This is a genomic window from Vibrio coralliirubri (genome assembly GCF_024347375.1).
In the GTDB taxonomy this organism is placed as follows: domain Bacteria; phylum Pseudomonadota; class Gammaproteobacteria; order Enterobacterales; family Vibrionaceae; genus Vibrio; species Vibrio coralliirubri.
In genome coordinates, this window is sequence record NZ_AP025470.1 from 247,732 (window position 1) to 263,780 (window position 16,049).

The following is a 16,049-nucleotide window of genomic DNA, read 5'->3' on the forward strand; positions in this document are numbered from 1 at the left end:
GTCATAAAAACGCAATGCGTGATGTGATAAACAGGGTCAGCTATAACGAATCAATAATGAAGGCAGTGACTGAATTGTTTTTATTCTTCGTCAAACGCTTCGAACTCGATACCCATTTCTGTCATCAGTTTTTTCACTTCAGCAGGGATATCGTCAGGACGATCTTTACGAAGGTCTTCATCCGTTGGTAGTGGTTGGCCTGTGTACGCATGTAGAAAGGCTTCGCACAGTAGCTCACTGTTTGTTGCATGGCGTAGGTTATTAATCTGGCGGCGAGTACGCTCGTCAGTAAGAACCTTTAACACTTTTAGAGGGATAGAAACTGTAATTTTCTTTACTTGTTCGCTTTTCTTTCCATGCTCAGCATATGGGCTTATGTATTCACCATTCCAGTCGGCCATTGCGTACCTTCATCACTTTAGTTGTTAGAATAAATTAATAGTGGTGATTTTAGCGGGATTTACTGCCATAAGCAAAGACATATAGACGTCTAGAAGTGTTGACGTCTCACGTTTATGAAAGTAAAGTGAATAACATATATCTAACACAGCCGCAAAATGCCGACAAGCCGCTGTGATTCTCAGACGCAAAACTTGTAAGGAAGCACCTATGAGCAGCCGGAAGCCAGCAACAATCGCAGTACGTACTGGTATCGAGTCAGACACGCAACACCATGCCGTTGTCCCACCCATTTATCTTTCGACTAACTATGGGTTTCCCGCTTTTGGTGAAGTGCCAAAGTACGATTACACCCGTTCTGGTAACCCAAATCGTGGTTTATTAGAAACGGCACTGTTTGAGCTTGAATCAGGCAAAGGCGCGGTTGTGACTAACTGCGGTACTTCGGCGCTTAACTTATGGGTTTCGGCTTTCTTAGGCGGCGATGATCTTATTATTGCACCGCACGACTGCTACGGCGGTACTTACCGTCTGTTTAACACTCGCTCGCTAAAAGGTGACTTCAAAGTTCTGTTCGTTGATCAATCGGATCAAGCGGCACTGGATGCAGCGATCGCGCTTAAGCCAAAATTGATCTTAATTGAAACCCCATCGAATCCACTGGTTCGTGTGGTTGATATTGCAGAAACTTGCCGCAAAGCGAAAGAGGTTGGTGCTCTGGTTGCTGTCGACAACACGTTTTTGACGCCTGTGTTCCAAAAGCCTTTAGAGCTGGGTGCTGATTTTGTTATCCACTCTACAACCAAGTACATCAACGGACACTCAGATGTGATTGGTGGCGTTGTGGTTACTAAGACAGAAGAGCACGCTGAAGAGCTAGCATGGTGGGGCAACTGTATTGGTGCGACCGGCACACCATTTGATAGCTACATGACTTTACGTGGTATTCGTACGCTAGGTGCGCGTATGCGAGTTCACGAAGAAAGCTCGCGTGAGATTCTAGCGTCTCTGCAGCAACAAGATCTCGTTGGCACTATTTATCACCCAAGCCTTCCTGAACATCCGGGTCATGATATCGCGAAGAAACAGCAATCGGGCTTTGGCTCAATGCTCAGCTTTGAGTTTGCGGGCTCATTCGAGGCGCTTAAATACTTTGTTGATAAGTTAGAGCTATTCTCCTTGGCAGAATCATTGGGCGGTGTTGAAAGCCTGATTTGTCACCCTGCGTCGATGACTCACCGTGCGATGGGTGAAGAAGCATTAGCAGAAGCGGGTGTTTCTCAGCAACTACTGCGTCTATCTGTTGGCCTTGAAGATGCAGAAGACCTAATCGATGACCTCAAGCAAGCGTTTGAAAGAACACAGCGCTTTATCGCTGAAGGGGAGGGTTAATAATGGCAACCTTTCGCCAGCTACATAAATTTGGTGGCAGCAGTTTAGCAAACCCTGAATGTTACCAACGCGTGGTCAACATTCTTAGAGAATACTCATCAGCATCTGATTTGGTGGTGGTATCGGCAGCAGGCAAAACAACCAACCGCTTAATTGAGTTCGTTGAAGCGCTCGACAAAGATGGTCGTATTGCCCATGAATGCCTACAAGCACTTCGTCAGTTCCAGCTTGATCTGATTGAAGCACTGCTTGAGGGTGAGTCTGCAGCGCAACTAACGGGCACCATTCAACAAGAATTTACCGCTTTGGGTGAGCTAACGGCTCCCTTGAGCGAAGCACAAAAAGCAAAAGTGCTTGGACATGGTGAGGTTTGGTCTTCACGTCTACTCGCTGCTTTGTTGTGTCAGCATGATTTACAAGCCGTTGCTCAAGATGCGCGTGCCTTTTTACGTGCAGAAGTGGGCGCTCAGCCTGAAGTCGACCGCGCACGTTCTTACCCTCTGATTAAAGAAGCTCTGGCGCAGCATGCACATTGCCGCGTGGTGATTACTGGCTTTATGGCTCAGAACTGCGAGGGTGAAACGGTATTGCTTGGCCGTAACGGTTCGGATTACTCAGCGACCGTGATTGGTGCTTTGGCTGAAGTTGAACGCGTGACGATTTGGAGTGATGTGGCGGGCGTTTACAGCGCTGACCCTCGTTTGGTTTCGGATGCGTGTCTACTGCCTCTACTTCGCCTTGATGAAGCCAGTGAATTGGCTCGTCTTGCCGCTCCAGTGCTTCATAGCCGAACGCTACAGCCTGTGGCTCAAAGTGCTATGGATCTCAGCTTACGCTGCAGCTACCAGCCGGAGGCGGGCTCTACACAGATAGAGCGTGTACTGGCATCGGGTCGTGGCGCAAAAATCATTACCTCTCTGGATGAAGTGCTTATCGTGCAGCTGACCTTTGGTCACGGCCATGATTTCGACCGTCTAGAGAGTGAAGTGCTTGAAGGGCTTAAGCGCGCTCAACTGGAGCCGCTTGCTTATGAGCTTGAACCGGATCAACACTGCTTGCGTCTTGCCTATACGGAAGAGATCGCTGGTGGTGCATTAGAATATCTCCAAGACCATGCGATTGAAGCGGAAATTAAGCTAAAAGAAGGTTTCTCTCTGATTGCTGCAGTGGGTGCGGGTGTGACTAAGAACCCGAACCATTGCTACGGCTTCTACCAGCAGCTTAAGAGCTCACCGGTTGAGTTCATCTCAGAAGCGAACTCAGGCTTAAGCTTGGTGGCTGTGATTCGTAAGAGTGAAACATCAAGCCTAGTGAAAGGTATTCACTCTCAACTGTTCCAAGCGCAGAAGCGTGTTGCGATTGCCTTGTGTGGTAAGGGCAACATTGGTTCAAGTTGGTTAAGTCTGTTTGCTGAACAAAAAGCGGAACTTGAAAAGCGTCGTGGAATGAACTTTGAATTGGTTGCCGTGGTTGATAGCCAAACCTATTGGTTCGATGACCAAGGTATTGATGCGACCTCAGTGAGCAAGCGCTTTGACGATGAAGCGATTGCCAACAATGGGAACGACTGGTTAGAGCGTTTGGGTTCTATTCAGGGTTACGATGAAGCTGTGGTACTCGATGTCACCGCAAGCCCTGTGCTTGCAGCAAAGTACCTGCAAATTGCACAACAAGGTATCCATCTGATCTCGGCTAACAAGGTGGCTGGTTCTGCATCGAGCGAGTATTACCATCAAGTACAAGATGCTTTCGCTAAGATCAGCCGTCATTGGTTGTACAACGCGACAGTAGGTGCAGGCTTACCGATTAACCATACAGTACGAGACCTTCGAGAAAGCGGCGATGACATTATTGCGTTGTCAGGTATTTTCTCTGGCACTCTGTCTTGGTTGTTCCAACAGTTTGATGGCACGGTACCATTCAGCGAGTTGGTTGACTTAGCGTGGCAACAAGGCCTGACTGAACCGGACCCGCGTGCTGACCTAGATGGCTCAGATGTCATGCGTAAGCTGGTGATTCTGGCGCGTGAATCCGGTTTGGATATCGAACCTGAAAACGTAAAAGTGGAATCGCTCGTACCTGCAGAGCTGCAAGAACTATCTGTGGATGACTTCTTCGACAAAGCTTCTGTACTGAGCGAAGAGTTGGCTGAGCGTTTAGAGAAAGCGCACTCTCAACAGAAAGTCTTACGTTACGTAGCGCGTTTGGAGAAGAACGGTAAGGCAACCGTAGGCGTTGAAGCACTGTCTAAAGAACATGCTCTGGCGAACTTGTTGCCTTGCGACAACATCTTTGCGATTGAGAGCAAATGGTACAAAGATAATCCATTGGTGATCCGAGGCCCAGGTGCAGGACGTGAAGTCACAGCTGGCGCAATTCAATCTGACTTAAACAGAATGTCGAGCCTGTTTTGATTTTCAGAACGATTGGTTTAATGCTCAGATCAATTGGTTTAGCGCGTAAATGGCATACTATTCACTAAGATAAATAAGGCTGAAAGCACGATGTGTTTTTCAGCCTTTTTCTACATTATTTCTGCTTTGCGACCCATCTAACGACTTGAGTTTTACTCACGATCTACTTGAGAAAAATTCATAATGGATCTGTTGACATTAAATCGTATTCAATACATTCTACAGACATATAGACGTCTAAACGTCGTTTAAGGATTTGAGTTTTTAGTGGTTGCTTTTGCCACAGGGAGAGTAAGATGGGATACACACACGCTAGTCATATCGACGCTTTAAATCAGAATATCGCTGAGCTTTCTGACAACATCAATGTGTCATTTGAGTTTTTTCCACCAAGCAGTGAGAAGATGGAAGAGACCCTATGGAACTCTGTTCACCGTCTTAAAACACTTCAACCAAAATTTGTATCGGTAACTTACGGCGCAAACTCGGGCGAACGTGACCGTACCCACTCAATCATTAAAGAAATTAAGAACCAAACTGGCCTAGTGGCTGCACCGCACCTAACGTGTATTGATGCGAGTCGCGAAGAGCTGATTCAAATTGCCGACGATTACTGGGCAAATGGTATCGAGAGTATTGTTGCGCTACGTGGTGACATTCCAGCAGGCGGCGGCGCGCCAGAGATGTACGCATCTGACCTAGTTGAGCTACTTAAATCTCGCCACGATTTTGATATCTCAGTTGCAGCATTCCCTGAGGTTCACCCTGAAGCAAAAAGCGCTCAATCTGATCTTATTAACCTAAAGCGTAAAGTGGATGCGGGTGCTAACCGTGCAATCACTCAGTTCTTCTTTGATGTAGAAAGCTACCTACGTTTTCGTGACCGTTGTGTAGCGGCAGGTGTGGATGTTGAGATTGTACCGGGCATCTTACCGGTTTCTAACTTCAAGCAAGCGTCGCGCTTTGCAGCGATGAACAACGTAAAAGTACCTGGCTGGATGGCGAAGCAGTTCGAAGGTTTGGATGATGATCCAACCACTCGTCAGCTAGTAGGTGCTAGCCAAGCGATCGATATGGTTCGTACGCTGAGCCGTGAAGGTGTGAAAGATTTCCACTTCTACACGCTAAATCGTGCAGAAATGACTTACGCACTTTGCCATACGCTAGGCGTTCGTCCGCAAGTCGCTGCGCTTTAAGCAAAGTCTAAGAAGTAAAGCCTGAGCACTTGTAAAAAGCCTCTGGCAGTAACATTTCAAATCCTATAGATACAAAAAAGGCTTGGACTCATAGAGTTCAAGCCTTTTGCTTTTCTAGCTTCTAGCTTCTAGCTTCTAGCTTCTAGCTTCTAGCTTCTAGCTTCTAGCTTCTAGCTTCTAGCTTCTAGCTTCTAGCTTCTAGCTTAACTTAAGCTAGAGCGCCAAGTTCAAGCAGTACTTCTTCAGCCCATACAATCCATGCTTCACGGATAAGTAGGTTACGACGAAGTGTTAGACGCTCAAGGCGTGCTTGCTTGTCTAGTGTCGATGGCGTTGCGTAGTAAGCTGCTTCGATTTCTTTGTAGTGAGAAACCAGTTTGCGAGACTCTTCTACTAGCTCAGCAAGTTGTACACGGTAAGCGTCAGAAGGTTGTACAGCACAAGCCATTAGCTTGGCTGAGAACTCGTCACGAACGGTTGGGTGTGCAGTTGGTTGTTCAAACCATTCACCTAGCGCGCCACGGCCAGCATCAGTGATAGAGTAAACTTTACGATCAGGTTTGCCTTCTTGAGGCTCAAGCACGCAAGTTACCTGGTCGTTCTGAGCCATTTTATTTAGCTCGCGGTAAACTTGTTGATGGCTAGCTTTCCAGAAGTAACCAATGCTTGCGGAGAATTCTTTTGTGATATCGTAACCAGTAGCATCGCGTGTACTTAAAACGGTTAGAATTACGTGTGGTAATGACATGTCTGAAATCCAAATGGTAAACAGTAAACAAATACTTAAACAACAAGTGTGCTTCTAATGGCACGTTATATTGGTTATGTCTAAGTAGCACCAACTCATCGGTTGGTTATGTCACCTTACAAAGCCGTTTATCACCTAGGTTGACCAGTTTATTGGTCAAATTGCTGCAGATTATTTTTTTGGAGTGTTTCCGCAGCGGAGCAGTAGTATATCTAAATAATAAGCATAAAGTAGAATACATGGACAAAATAACCCAAAAAACTGACAAAATACTCACTAGTGGTTATTTTGCAAAATAAAAAGGTCGCGCGTGGCGACCTTTTGTTCTTTTTATAGTAGGAATCACTAATTAACCAGTGTTTCGCATACCTGCTGCAATGCCTGCAATCGTCACCATTAGCGCTTCTTCTAGCTCTGCTGGTGGTGTTTCACACTTACGAGTACGGTAAAGCAGTTCTGCTTGAAGCATGTTTAGTGGCTCAACGTAGATGTTACGTAGGCGAATTGACTCAAGCCCCCAAGGGTCGCTTTGCATCAAGTTTTCGTTATTTTCTACATTCAGTACCGCTTTGATGTCTTTTTGTAGCTGTTCACGCAGTAACTCACCCAGAGGTAATAGCTCTTCATCAACAAGACGCTGGTCGTAGTACTTGGCAATTTCCATGTTGCACTTCGAGTACACCATTTCCAACATACCCAGACGAGTTGAGAAGAATGGCCATTCACGACACATCTCTTCAAGTAGCGCTTGATGGCCTTGGTCAACTGAGTATTGAATCGCTTCACCAGCACCTAACCATGCAGGAAGTACCAAGCGGTTTTGGCTCCAAGAGAAGATCCATGGAATTGCACGTAGGCTTTCTACGCCGCCATTCGGGTTACGTTTCGCAGGGCGAGAACCAAGAGGCAGTTTACCTAGCTCCAGTTCAGGCGTCGCTTGACGGAAGTAAGGTACAAATTTCTCTTCGCCACGAACCACGTTACGGTAAGCCTCACAAGAGACTTGAGATAGCACTTCCATTAGGTCGCGCCACTCTTGTTTAGGCTCAGGTGGTGGTAGAAGGTTCGCTTCTAGAATCGCACTTGCGTATAGGTTAAAGCTGTTTACAGCAACATCTGGTAAGCCAAGCTTAAAGCGGATCATTTCGCCTTGCTCCGTTACACGTAAGCCGCCTTTCAAGCTCTTCGGTGGCTGAGAAAGAAGAGCTGCGTGCGCCGGAGCACCACCACGACCAACTGTACCGCCACGACCGTGGAATAGAGTCAGTTCAATGCCTTCTTCGTCGCAAACCTTAACCAGCTTGTCCATCGCATCGTATTGAGCCCAACCTGCAGACATTACGCCGGCATCTTTTGCTGAGTCAGAGTATCCGATCATTACCATTTGATGGTTTTGGATAAAGCCACGGTACAAGTCGATGCTCATTAGCTGCTTCATTACCGCTTCTGAGTTGTTCAAGTCGTCTAGCGTTTCGAACAGCGGACATACGTCCATGCGGTACGGGCAACCACACTCTTGCAGCAGCAAGTGAACAGCCAGTACATCCGATGCAGTACGAGCCATAGAAATTACGTAAGCACCGAAGGCTTCACGAGGTTGAGCAGCAATGACCTTACAGGTGTCTAAAACCTCTTTAACCTGTTCAGATGGCTCCCAATCACGAGGAAGTAGTGGGCGTTTTGAGCTTAATTCATTGGTTAAGAAAGCAATCTTGTCTTGCTCGCTCCACTGGTCGTAGTCGCCAATGCCTAGGTAGCGAGTCAGTTCAGACAGCACATCTGAGTGACGTGTACTTTCTTGACGAACATCGAGACGCACTAGGTGTACACCGAATGCTTTTAGGCGGCGCAAGGTATCAAGTAGAGAACCGTCTGCGATTACGCCCATGCCACATTCGTGCAGCGATTGGTAACACGCGTACAGCGGTGTCCAAAGTTGGTCGATGTTCTGTAGTGTTTCTTTCTTCGGTACTTCAGCGTCATGCAGTTTTGCATCAAGCACTTCTAACGTGTTGTTCAGCAGAGTACGTAGGCTCTTTAGGATTGCACGGTAAGCTTCATGCTCATCACCCGCTAGTTCACGAACGGCATCATTACACTTAGTCATCGACAGTTCGGTAATCAGCTCGTTTACGTCACCTAGGTAAAGGTCAGCGGCTTTCCAGCGAGATAGGCGCAGTACTTCTTTGGTGATGGTGTGTGTTACGAATGGGTTACCATCGCGATCACCGCCCATCCAAGATGAGAAGTGTACCGGGCGCGCATCAATTGGTAGACCTTCACCAAGGTAGCCTTTTAGTCGGCCATCCATTTCACGTAGGAAATCTGGTACAGCTTCCCAAAGTGAGTTTTCAACAACCGCAAAGCCCCATTTTGCTTCATCAAGTGGCGTAGGGCGTTGCTGACGAATCACATCTGAGTGCCAACCTTGAGCGATAAGTTGCTCTAGGCGACGTTCTGTTTTCACGCGCTCTTTGTGTGATAGGTCGCTTAATTCTAATTTAGACAGACACTCGTTGATCTTAACTAGCTTGTTGATCATGGTGCGACGAGTGATTTCTGTTGGGTGTGCAGTCAGAACGAGTTCAATGTTCAGGTCGCGAACGGCTTGAGCCGCATCTAGCTTGCTGATGTCATTCTGGTTTAATTTGGAAAATAGAGATTGCAGCACGTCTGGTTCGCAAACATGCTCCTCACAGTGGCGAGAGATGGTGTGGTACTGCTCTGCCATGTTGGTGAGGTTGAGAAATTGGTTAAATGCACGAGCAACAGGAGTGAGTTGTTCGTTCGGCAGGTTTTTGATTTCTTCAACTAGGCTGTCACGGTCAGCTTTGTTGCCTGCGCGGGCGGATTTGGAAAGTTTACGGATAGTCTCCACTTTTTCTAAGATAACGTCACCATGTGCATCTTGGATTGTGTTACCTAGCAAGCGTCCCAGCATGCTTACGTTACTCTTGAGAGCGGCGTATTTCTCGTTCATTGTCATCCTGCCTCGTAAAAAAATTACATCCATTGTTCCTTGTTAAGTACACAATCTAGCGAAAAGTGCTGTATCTAGTCAAATAAAGCATTCTAAGTTTGCAATTATTAGTTTTCGAAATGCGGGAGAAGTAAATTTTCCAATAGTTCGGAATTAAAGTGAAATTTAATTACAAGAACAGGCTGTGTCAGGGATAACAGTATAAAAGCCACCTTTTTGGGTGGCTTTTATACGAAAATATTGGAAGAAAAGTAATAACTAGAAACAATATTTACGGATCGATTTACTCAGAACATCAATCGTTGGATCGATAAAATCGAAGCTTAGGAACTCATCTGGTTGGTGAGCTTGGTCGATTGAGCCCGGACCCAGAACTAAGGTTGGGCAAAGTTCTTGAAGGAAAGGTGCCTCAGTACAGTAGTTCACGGTTTGTGATTCAATCTCACAAACTGATTCCATGCCACCGATAAATGGATGGTCGTGTTGGCACTCGTAACCAGGGATAGGTTCATGCAGAGGTGTAATCTCGATTCTGCCCGGCCATTTTGCTTCCACTTCCTTAAGTGCGCTGCGCAGCATGTTATCCAAGCCATCTAGGCTGATACCTGGCAAAGGACGCACATCATAGTGCAGCTCACAGCAACCACAGATACGGTTGGCACTGTCGCCACCGTGAATATGGCCAAGGTTTAGCGTTGGGCTTGGAATTGCGAAACCCGGGTGGTGATACTCTTTGACTAGCTTGTCACGCAGTTGCATTAAAGCGAACAACACTTCATGCATGATCTCGATGGCGTTGACACCTAATGCAGGATCAGAAGAGTGACCTGATTTACCCGTTACTCGCACAGCGTTAGCAACATGGCCTTTATGACCACGAATCGGCACAAGGCTGGTTGGCTCACCAATAATGCAGTAATCCGGTTTAAACGGTGCATTCTCAGTGAAATGACGCGCACCCAGCATGGTGGTCTCTTCGTCACAGGTTGCCAATACATAAAGAGGCTTGGTCTGTTTGCTCCAATCCATCTTCTTTGCCGCTTCATAAACGAAAGCGAAAAAGCCTTTCATATCGGCTGTGCCTAATCCATAGAAGCGATTGTTGTGTTCTGTTAGTGCGTGAGGGTCGAAGTTCCAACGTCCTTCATCGAATGGCACTGTGTCGCTGTGTCCTGCGAGTAGCAAGCCACCTTCGCCCGATCCCATCTTAGCGACCATATTATGCTTGCCGGGTTCGACCTCCACGACTTCAACGCTAAAGCCTACGTCTTTAAACCATTGAGCCATTTTTTCGATCACTTTCTCGTTGCCATGATCCCAGCTTGGATCGGTCGAGCTAATAGAGTCTGTGGAAATTAGGCCTTTGTAGACCTCAAGAAAACTCGGTAATTGCATAATAACTTCACTTCTACTATTGACAGGAAAACCATAAGTCGGTAAAACACATATTAAATCATATTTAATGCATAAGAAATCAAATAAAGCTAAAAATTAAGTATGAATAGTCAAATTTGAAATGTAACTTACCTCAGAAATGGATGTGTTGAGATGTTGAAAACCACGATCATTGGCGCAAGCGGCTACACAGGAGCAGAACTGGCTCTAATGATAAACAGACACCCTGAGCTCACGCTATCAGGTTTATATGTCTCAGCCAATAGTGTAGACGCAGGTAAACCTATTGCGGCACTGCACGGTAAGTTAGCTGGCCTGATTGATATGCCAGTACAACCTTTAACAAATCCTGAAGAAGTAGCTAAACAGTCTGATGTGATTTTCTTAGCCACTGCACACGAAGTCAGTCACGACCTAGCGCCAATCTTTCTAGAGAACGATTGCCAAGTCTTCGACCTATCGGGTGCATTCAGAGTTAAAGGCGAAAACTTCTATCAAGAGTTTTACGGTTTTGAACATCAACACGAACAATGGCTAGACAAAGCGGCTTACGGTTTAGCGGAATGGAACGAACAAGAAATTAAAGAAGCTCAGCTTGTTGCGGTAGCGGGTTGTTACCCAACCGCATCACAACTGGCAATTAAGCCTTTGGTTGAAGCCAAGTTACTGGATGAAAACCAATGGCCAGTGATTAACGCAACCAGCGGTGTTACTGGTGCGGGCCGCAAGGCGACGATGGTTAACAGCTTCTGCGAAGTGAGCCTGCAAGCTTATGGCGTATTCAATCACCGTCATCAACCTGAAATGGCTGCACATTTAGGATGTGATGTGATTTTCACTCCGCACCTCGGCAACTTTAAGCGCGGTATTTTAGCGACCATCACCATGAAATTGGCTGAAGGCGTGACAGAACAGCAGATACAAGATGCCTTTGAGCAAGCTTACCAAGGTAAACCTGCAGTGAGACTACTCGAAGAGACATTGCCAAGAATTCAAGATGTAGAACAGACGCCTTTCTGCGACTTAGGTTGGAAGGTTCAAGGTCAGCACATCATCGTTGTTTCAGCGATTGATAACTTATTAAAGGGTGCATCTAGCCAAGCGATGCAGTGTTTAAATTTACGTTATGGTTTTGCGCCATTAACTGCGTTAGTGTAAGGAAATCTAGATATGAGCCTTAATAATCAACCATTAATCATAAAGTTAGGTGGCGCTGCGCTATCTTGTGGTGAAACACTTAGCAAGTTATTTGGTGCTATCTCTGCTTACCAACAACAGGCACAACGACCAATCGTGATTGTTCACGGTGGCGGTTACCTTGTTGATGATTTGATGAATAAGTTGAACCTCGAAACCGTTAAGAAAGAAGGGCTACGTGTTACTCCTTATGATCAGATCCCAGTGATCGCTGGTGCATTAGCGGGCACGGCAAATAAATTACTTCAAGGTCAGGCAATTAAAGACGGAATCAATGCCGTTGGTTTGAGCCTTGCTGACGGTGGTTTATGCAAAGTGAGCGAACTGAACCCTGAATTGGGCGCGGTAGGAAAAGCGGAGCCGGGCGACTCAACCGTTCTGCAAGCGATTCTTAATGCGGGCGCACTGCCTATCATTAGCTCGATTGGTCTGACTGAGCAAGGCCAACTGATGAACGTCAATGCCGACCAAGCTGCGGTTGCCGTTGCAGGCGCGCTTGATGCTGAACTGGTACTGCTTTCTGATGTAAGTGGTGTGTTGGATGGTAAAGGCCACCTGATTCCAAGCCTTAATCAACAACAAGCTGATGACCTTATTGCCGGCAAAGTGATTACCGACGGCATGATCGTTAAGGTTCAAGCTGCACTAGAAGCCGCTAACGACCTTGGACGACCAATCGAAGTTGCCACTTGGCGATACCCAGAAAAGCTAACACAACTGTTTTCAGGTAAAAGCATAGGAACACAGTTTTTACCTCAGTAGGTCTCACAACGAGTCACTACTTAAAGAATTTAGACAAATTAAATAAACATATAATTATGAAGTCATTTCCAACGCTGACCGCCATGTGCAGTATGGAAACTAGGAGAAAGAAAATGAGCAAAGTTAACGTAAAGAAAGTTGTAGTAGCCTACTCTGGCGGTCTAGACACATCAGTAATCATTCCATGGTTGAAAGAGAACTATGACTGTGAAGTGGTTGCATTTGTTGCGGATGTTGGTCAAGGCGACGAAGAGTTGATTGGTATCGAAGAGAAAGCAAAAGCTTCTGGTGCATCTGAGTGTTACATCGCAGACCTTAAAGAAGAGATGGTTGCTGACTACATCTACCCAACGCTAAAAACGGGCGCTTACTATGAAGGCAAATACCTACTAGGTACGTCAATGGCGCGTCCAATCATCGCGAAAGCACAGGTTGAAGTCGCACGTAAAGTAGGTGCAGACGCACTGTGTCACGGTTGTACAGGTAAAGGTAACGACCAAGTTCGTTTTGAAGGCGCATTTGCTGCACTAGCACCAGACCTACACGTAATTGCACCATGGCGTGAATGGGATCTGGTGAGCCGTGAAGAGTGTCTAGATTACCTAGCGGAGCGTAACATCCCTTGTACCGCTTCTTTGACTAAGATTTACTCGCGTGATGCAAACGCATGGCACATCTCAACAGAAGGCGGCGTTCTAGAAAACACATGGAATGCACCTAACGAAGATTGCTGGGCTTGGACTGTAGACCCTGAGCAAGCGCCAAACGAATCTGAAACAGTGACACTTAAAGTTGAAAAAGGCGAAGTGGTTGCGGTTGATGGCGAAACAATGACGCCATACAACGCACTGGTTTACCTAAACGAGAAGGGTGCTAAGCACGGTGTTGGTCGTATCGATATCGTAGAAAACCGTCTTGTTGGCATGAAGTCTCGTGGTTGTTACGAAACTCCGGGTGGCACAATCATGATGGAAGCACTGCGTGCAGTAGAGCAACTGGTTCTTGATAAAGCGGCATTCGAATTCCGTGAAGAGCTAGGTGTTAAGGCTTCTCACCTTGTATACGATGGTCGTTGGTTCACTCCACTATGTAAGTCAATCCTTGCCGCGACAGAAGAGCTAGCACAAGACGTGAATGGTGAAGTGGTTATCAAGCTTTACAAAGGCCATGCAACGGTGACTCAGAAGCGTTCTGACAACAGCCTGTACTCAGAAGAGTTTGCAACCTTTGGTGAAGATGAAGTTTACGACCAAAGTCATGCTGAAGGCTTCATCCGCCTTTACTCGCTATCAAGCCGTATCCGTGCTCTGAATAGCCAAAAGTAATCCTAACAATGAGTTAGTGAGCTAGCCTTTGATGAAAGATTGAAGGTTAGTAAACAGACATTGTTATGCAAAGCCCATTCACTATTGATTAGTGAGTGGGCTTTTTACTTTCTATTTGCCTAATAAATCAGCTTCGGTTTTTGCTATCGGATGGCATATAATTCGCGCTCCACGCTTAAAATAATCAATGGATTGAACTGCTGGTGAATAAATATGTGAAAATAATGAATTAATACTTTATTTTCATTTTGAATTGCCGTAAGTTTAAACCATCAGAAAAATACTGAATCTTAATCAGAATTATCATTTGCAAAAACAGTGAGCACTGTGCAATTAGGAGATACACAATGGCATTATGGGGCGGTAGATTTACCCAAGCAGCAGACACCCGGTTCAAAGATTTTAACGATTCTCTTCGTTTTGATTACCGATTGGCTGAGCAAGACATTGTGGGCTCAATTGCCTGGTCTAAAGCTCTACTGTCGGTCAACGTATTAACAGAAGAAGAGCAACAGAAGCTTGAGTTAGCGCTGAATGAGCTGAAACTTGAGGTGATGGAAGATCCTGAACAGATTCTACGTTCTGATGCAGAAGATATTCACAGCTGGGTTGAGCAACAACTTATCGGCAAAGTCGGTGACTTGGGCAAAAAACTTCACACTGGCCGTTCTCGTAACGACCAAGTGGCGACCGACCTGAAACTATGGTGTCGTCAGCAAGGTAACCAACTGCTACTGGCACTGGATCGCCTACAAAGCCAAATGGTGAACGTTGCTTCTCAGCATCAAGAAACCGTGCTGCCTGGCTACACTCACTTACAACGTGCTCAGCCGGTAACTTTTGCTCACTGGTGCTTGGCTTACGTTGAAATGCTTGAGCGTGACTATTCACGTTTGAATGATGCGATTAAGCGTCTAGATACATGTCCGCTGGGTTCTGGTGCCCTTGCTGGAACAGCTTACCCGATGGACCGTGAAGAGTTAGCTCACAACTTAGGTTTCCGTCGTGCAACGCGCAACTCTCTAGATTCAGTTTCTGACCGTGACCATGTGATGGAGCTAATGTCGATTGCTTCTATCTCTATGCTTCACCTTTCACGTCTTGCAGAAGATATGATTTTCTACAACTCAGGTGAATCAAACTTCATCGAGTTAGCGGATACCGTGACGTCAGGTTCATCTCTGATGCCACAAAAGAAAAACCCAGATGCGCTAGAGCTTATCCGTGGCAAAACTGGCCGTGTTTACGGTTCATTAGCGGCAATGATGATGACAGTAAAAGCTCTGCCTTTGGCGTACAACAAAGACATGCAAGAAGATAAAGAAGGTCTGTTCGACGCTTTAGATACTTGGAATGATTGTATGGAAATGGCAGCACTCTGTTTTGACGGCATTAAAGTGAACGGCGAACGTACACTTGAAGCCGCGAAACAAGGCTACGCAAACTCAACAGAGCTGGCTGATTACCTAGTAGCGAAAGGGATTCCTTTCCGTGAAGCTCACCATATTGTTGGTGTAACAGTAGTAGCGGCGATTGCCAAAGGCTGTGCATTAGAAGAATTAACCATCGCAGAGATGAAAGAGTTCTCTGAGGTGATTGAAGAGGATGTGTATGACATCCTGACTATTGAATCGTGTCTTGAAAAACGTAGCGCGCTAGGCGGTGTATCTCCACAGCAAGTGGCTTACGCGGTTGACCAAGCTGAGAAACGTTTATCACAGCGTGACACTTCCATCGTCAAGGTTCGTCCTGCTCGTCTGACTGACATCGAAGCGTTAGAAGGCATGGTCGCTTACTGGGCGAATATGGGTGAAAACCTACCTCGTTCTCGTAATGAACTGGTGCGTGATATTGGCTCGTTTGCGGTCGCAGAGCATCATGGTGAGGTGACAGGTTGTGCATCACTCTATGTGTATGATTCTGGCTTAGCGGAAATTCGCTCGCTCGGAGTTGAGGCTGGCTGGCAAGGTCAAGGGCAGGGGACCGCGATTGTGCAGCATTTGGTTGAGAAAGCGCGACAAATGGCCATTAAGAAGGTGTTTGTGCTGACTCGTACTCCAGAGTTCTTCATGAAGCATGATTTCTTACCAACATCGAAATCTCTACTGCCAGAGAAGGTACTGAAAGACTGTGACCAGTGTCCTCGTCAACATGCATGTGATGAAGTGGCTTTGGAAGTGAACTTGGTAGAGCAGATCATCGCTAAGGTTAATGTTGCATAAGGCATTGATTTTATAGTTG

The 16,049-nt window shown here is 46.3% G+C and carries 11 protein-coding genes; 7 read left to right on the forward strand and 4 right to left on the reverse strand.

Annotated elements, in window-relative coordinates; genetic code table 11:
- Nucleotides 1–80: 80 nt before the first annotated feature.
- The gene (gene metJ / locus OCV20_RS01130; RefSeq protein WP_004415993.1) at nucleotides 81–401 is read right to left on the reverse strand and encodes a met regulon transcriptional regulator MetJ; all 321 of its coding nucleotides are present in this window, start codon (nucleotides 399–401) and stop codon (nucleotides 81–83) included.
- A 208-nt stretch (nucleotides 402–609) separates the two neighbouring features.
- Here metJ and OCV20_RS01135 point away from each other — a divergent pair, with 208 nt between their 5' ends.
- The 3 genes from OCV20_RS01135 (at nucleotide 610) to metF (ending at nucleotide 5,401) form a co-directional block, all read left to right on the forward strand.
- Complete coding sequence (locus OCV20_RS01135; protein ID WP_017061143.1) at nucleotides 610–1,791, forward strand: O-succinylhomoserine (thiol)-lyase; 1,182 nt, start codon at nucleotides 610–612, stop codon at nucleotides 1,789–1,791.
- Nucleotides 1,792–1,793: 2 nt separating this feature from the next.
- Nucleotides 1,794–4,205 carry a bifunctional aspartate kinase/homoserine dehydrogenase II gene (locus OCV20_RS01140; RefSeq protein WP_086775575.1) on the forward strand — a complete coding sequence of 804 codons (2,412 nt, stop codon included), beginning with the start codon at nucleotides 1,794–1,796 and terminating at the stop codon, nucleotides 4,203–4,205.
- 296 nt (nucleotides 4,206–4,501) lie between these two features.
- Nucleotides 4,502–5,401, forward strand: coding sequence for a methylenetetrahydrofolate reductase (gene metF, locus OCV20_RS01145; RefSeq protein WP_004729683.1), 900 nt, complete (start codon nucleotides 4,502–4,504; stop codon nucleotides 5,399–5,401).
- A gap of 208 nt (nucleotides 5,402–5,609) precedes the next feature.
- Here the strand turns inward: metF and OCV20_RS01150 are convergent, their stop codons facing one another.
- From OCV20_RS01150 to argE, 3 genes are all read right to left on the reverse strand, one after another.
- Complete coding sequence (locus tag OCV20_RS01150) at nucleotides 5,610–6,149, reverse strand: PadR family transcriptional regulator (RefSeq protein WP_010435321.1); 540 nt, start codon at nucleotides 6,147–6,149, stop codon at nucleotides 5,610–5,612.
- A gap of 349 nt (nucleotides 6,150–6,498) precedes the next feature.
- Nucleotides 6,499–9,135 (reverse strand): phosphoenolpyruvate carboxylase, encoded by a 2,637-nt coding sequence (gene ppc / locus OCV20_RS01155; protein WP_017063683.1) that lies wholly within the window; start codon nucleotides 9,133–9,135, stop codon nucleotides 6,499–6,501.
- Between the two features lie 252 nt (nucleotides 9,136–9,387).
- Complete coding sequence (gene argE, locus OCV20_RS01160; protein ID WP_004729680.1) at nucleotides 9,388–10,524, reverse strand: acetylornithine deacetylase; 1,137 nt, start codon at nucleotides 10,522–10,524, stop codon at nucleotides 9,388–9,390.
- A 153-nt stretch (nucleotides 10,525–10,677) separates the two neighbouring features.
- Here argE and argC point away from each other — a divergent pair, with 153 nt between their 5' ends.
- From argC to argH, 4 genes are all read left to right on the forward strand, one after another.
- A complete protein-coding gene (gene argC, locus OCV20_RS01165) occupies nucleotides 10,678–11,682 on the forward strand; it encodes an N-acetyl-gamma-glutamyl-phosphate reductase (RefSeq protein WP_017063685.1) in 1,005 nt (334 codons plus the stop codon).
- Nucleotides 11,683–11,694: 12 nt separating this feature from the next.
- A complete protein-coding gene (argB, locus tag OCV20_RS01170; protein ID WP_017063686.1) occupies nucleotides 11,695–12,483 on the forward strand; it encodes an acetylglutamate kinase in 789 nt (262 codons plus the stop codon).
- A 113-nt stretch (nucleotides 12,484–12,596) separates the two neighbouring features.
- Nucleotides 12,597–13,808, forward strand: coding sequence for an argininosuccinate synthase (locus OCV20_RS01175; RefSeq protein ID WP_017061137.1), 1,212 nt, complete (start codon nucleotides 12,597–12,599; stop codon nucleotides 13,806–13,808).
- A gap of 347 nt (nucleotides 13,809–14,155) precedes the next feature.
- Nucleotides 14,156–16,030 carry an argininosuccinate lyase gene (argH, locus tag OCV20_RS01180; RefSeq protein ID WP_017061136.1) on the forward strand — a complete coding sequence of 625 codons (1,875 nt, stop codon included), beginning with the start codon at nucleotides 14,156–14,158 and terminating at the stop codon, nucleotides 16,028–16,030.
- Nucleotides 16,031–16,049 lie beyond the last annotated feature (19 nt).

What these genes read in the sequence shown, in the direction of transcription:
- OCV20_RS01135 (WP_017061143.1), top strand. Translation starts at nt 610, where the DNA reads ATGAGCAGCCGGAAGCCAGCAACAATCGCAGTACGTACTGGTATCGAG.
- OCV20_RS01150 (WP_010435321.1), bottom strand. Translation starts at nt 6,149, where the DNA reads ATGTCATTACCACACGTAATTCTAACCGTTTTAAGTACACGCGATGCT.
- argH (WP_017061136.1), top strand. Translation starts at nt 14,156, where the DNA reads ATGGCATTATGGGGCGGTAGATTTACCCAAGCAGCAGACACCCGGTTC.
- ppc (WP_017063683.1), bottom strand. Translation starts at nt 9,135, where the DNA reads ATGACAATGAACGAGAAATACGCCGCTCTCAAGAGTAACGTAAGCATG.
- argB (WP_017063686.1), top strand. Translation starts at nt 11,695, where the DNA reads ATGAGCCTTAATAATCAACCATTAATCATAAAGTTAGGTGGCGCTGCG.
- OCV20_RS01140 (WP_086775575.1), top strand. Translation starts at nt 1,794, where the DNA reads ATGGCAACCTTTCGCCAGCTACATAAATTTGGTGGCAGCAGTTTAGCA.
- metF (WP_004729683.1), top strand. Translation starts at nt 4,502, where the DNA reads ATGGGATACACACACGCTAGTCATATCGACGCTTTAAATCAGAATATC.
- argE (WP_004729680.1), bottom strand. Translation starts at nt 10,524, where the DNA reads ATGCAATTACCGAGTTTTCTTGAGGTCTACAAAGGCCTAATTTCCACA.
- OCV20_RS01175 (WP_017061137.1), top strand. Translation starts at nt 12,597, where the DNA reads ATGAGCAAAGTTAACGTAAAGAAAGTTGTAGTAGCCTACTCTGGCGGT.
- metJ (WP_004415993.1), bottom strand. Translation starts at nt 401, where the DNA reads ATGGCCGACTGGAATGGTGAATACATAAGCCCATATGCTGAGCATGGA.
- argC (WP_017063685.1), top strand. Translation starts at nt 10,678, where the DNA reads ATGTTGAAAACCACGATCATTGGCGCAAGCGGCTACACAGGAGCAGAA.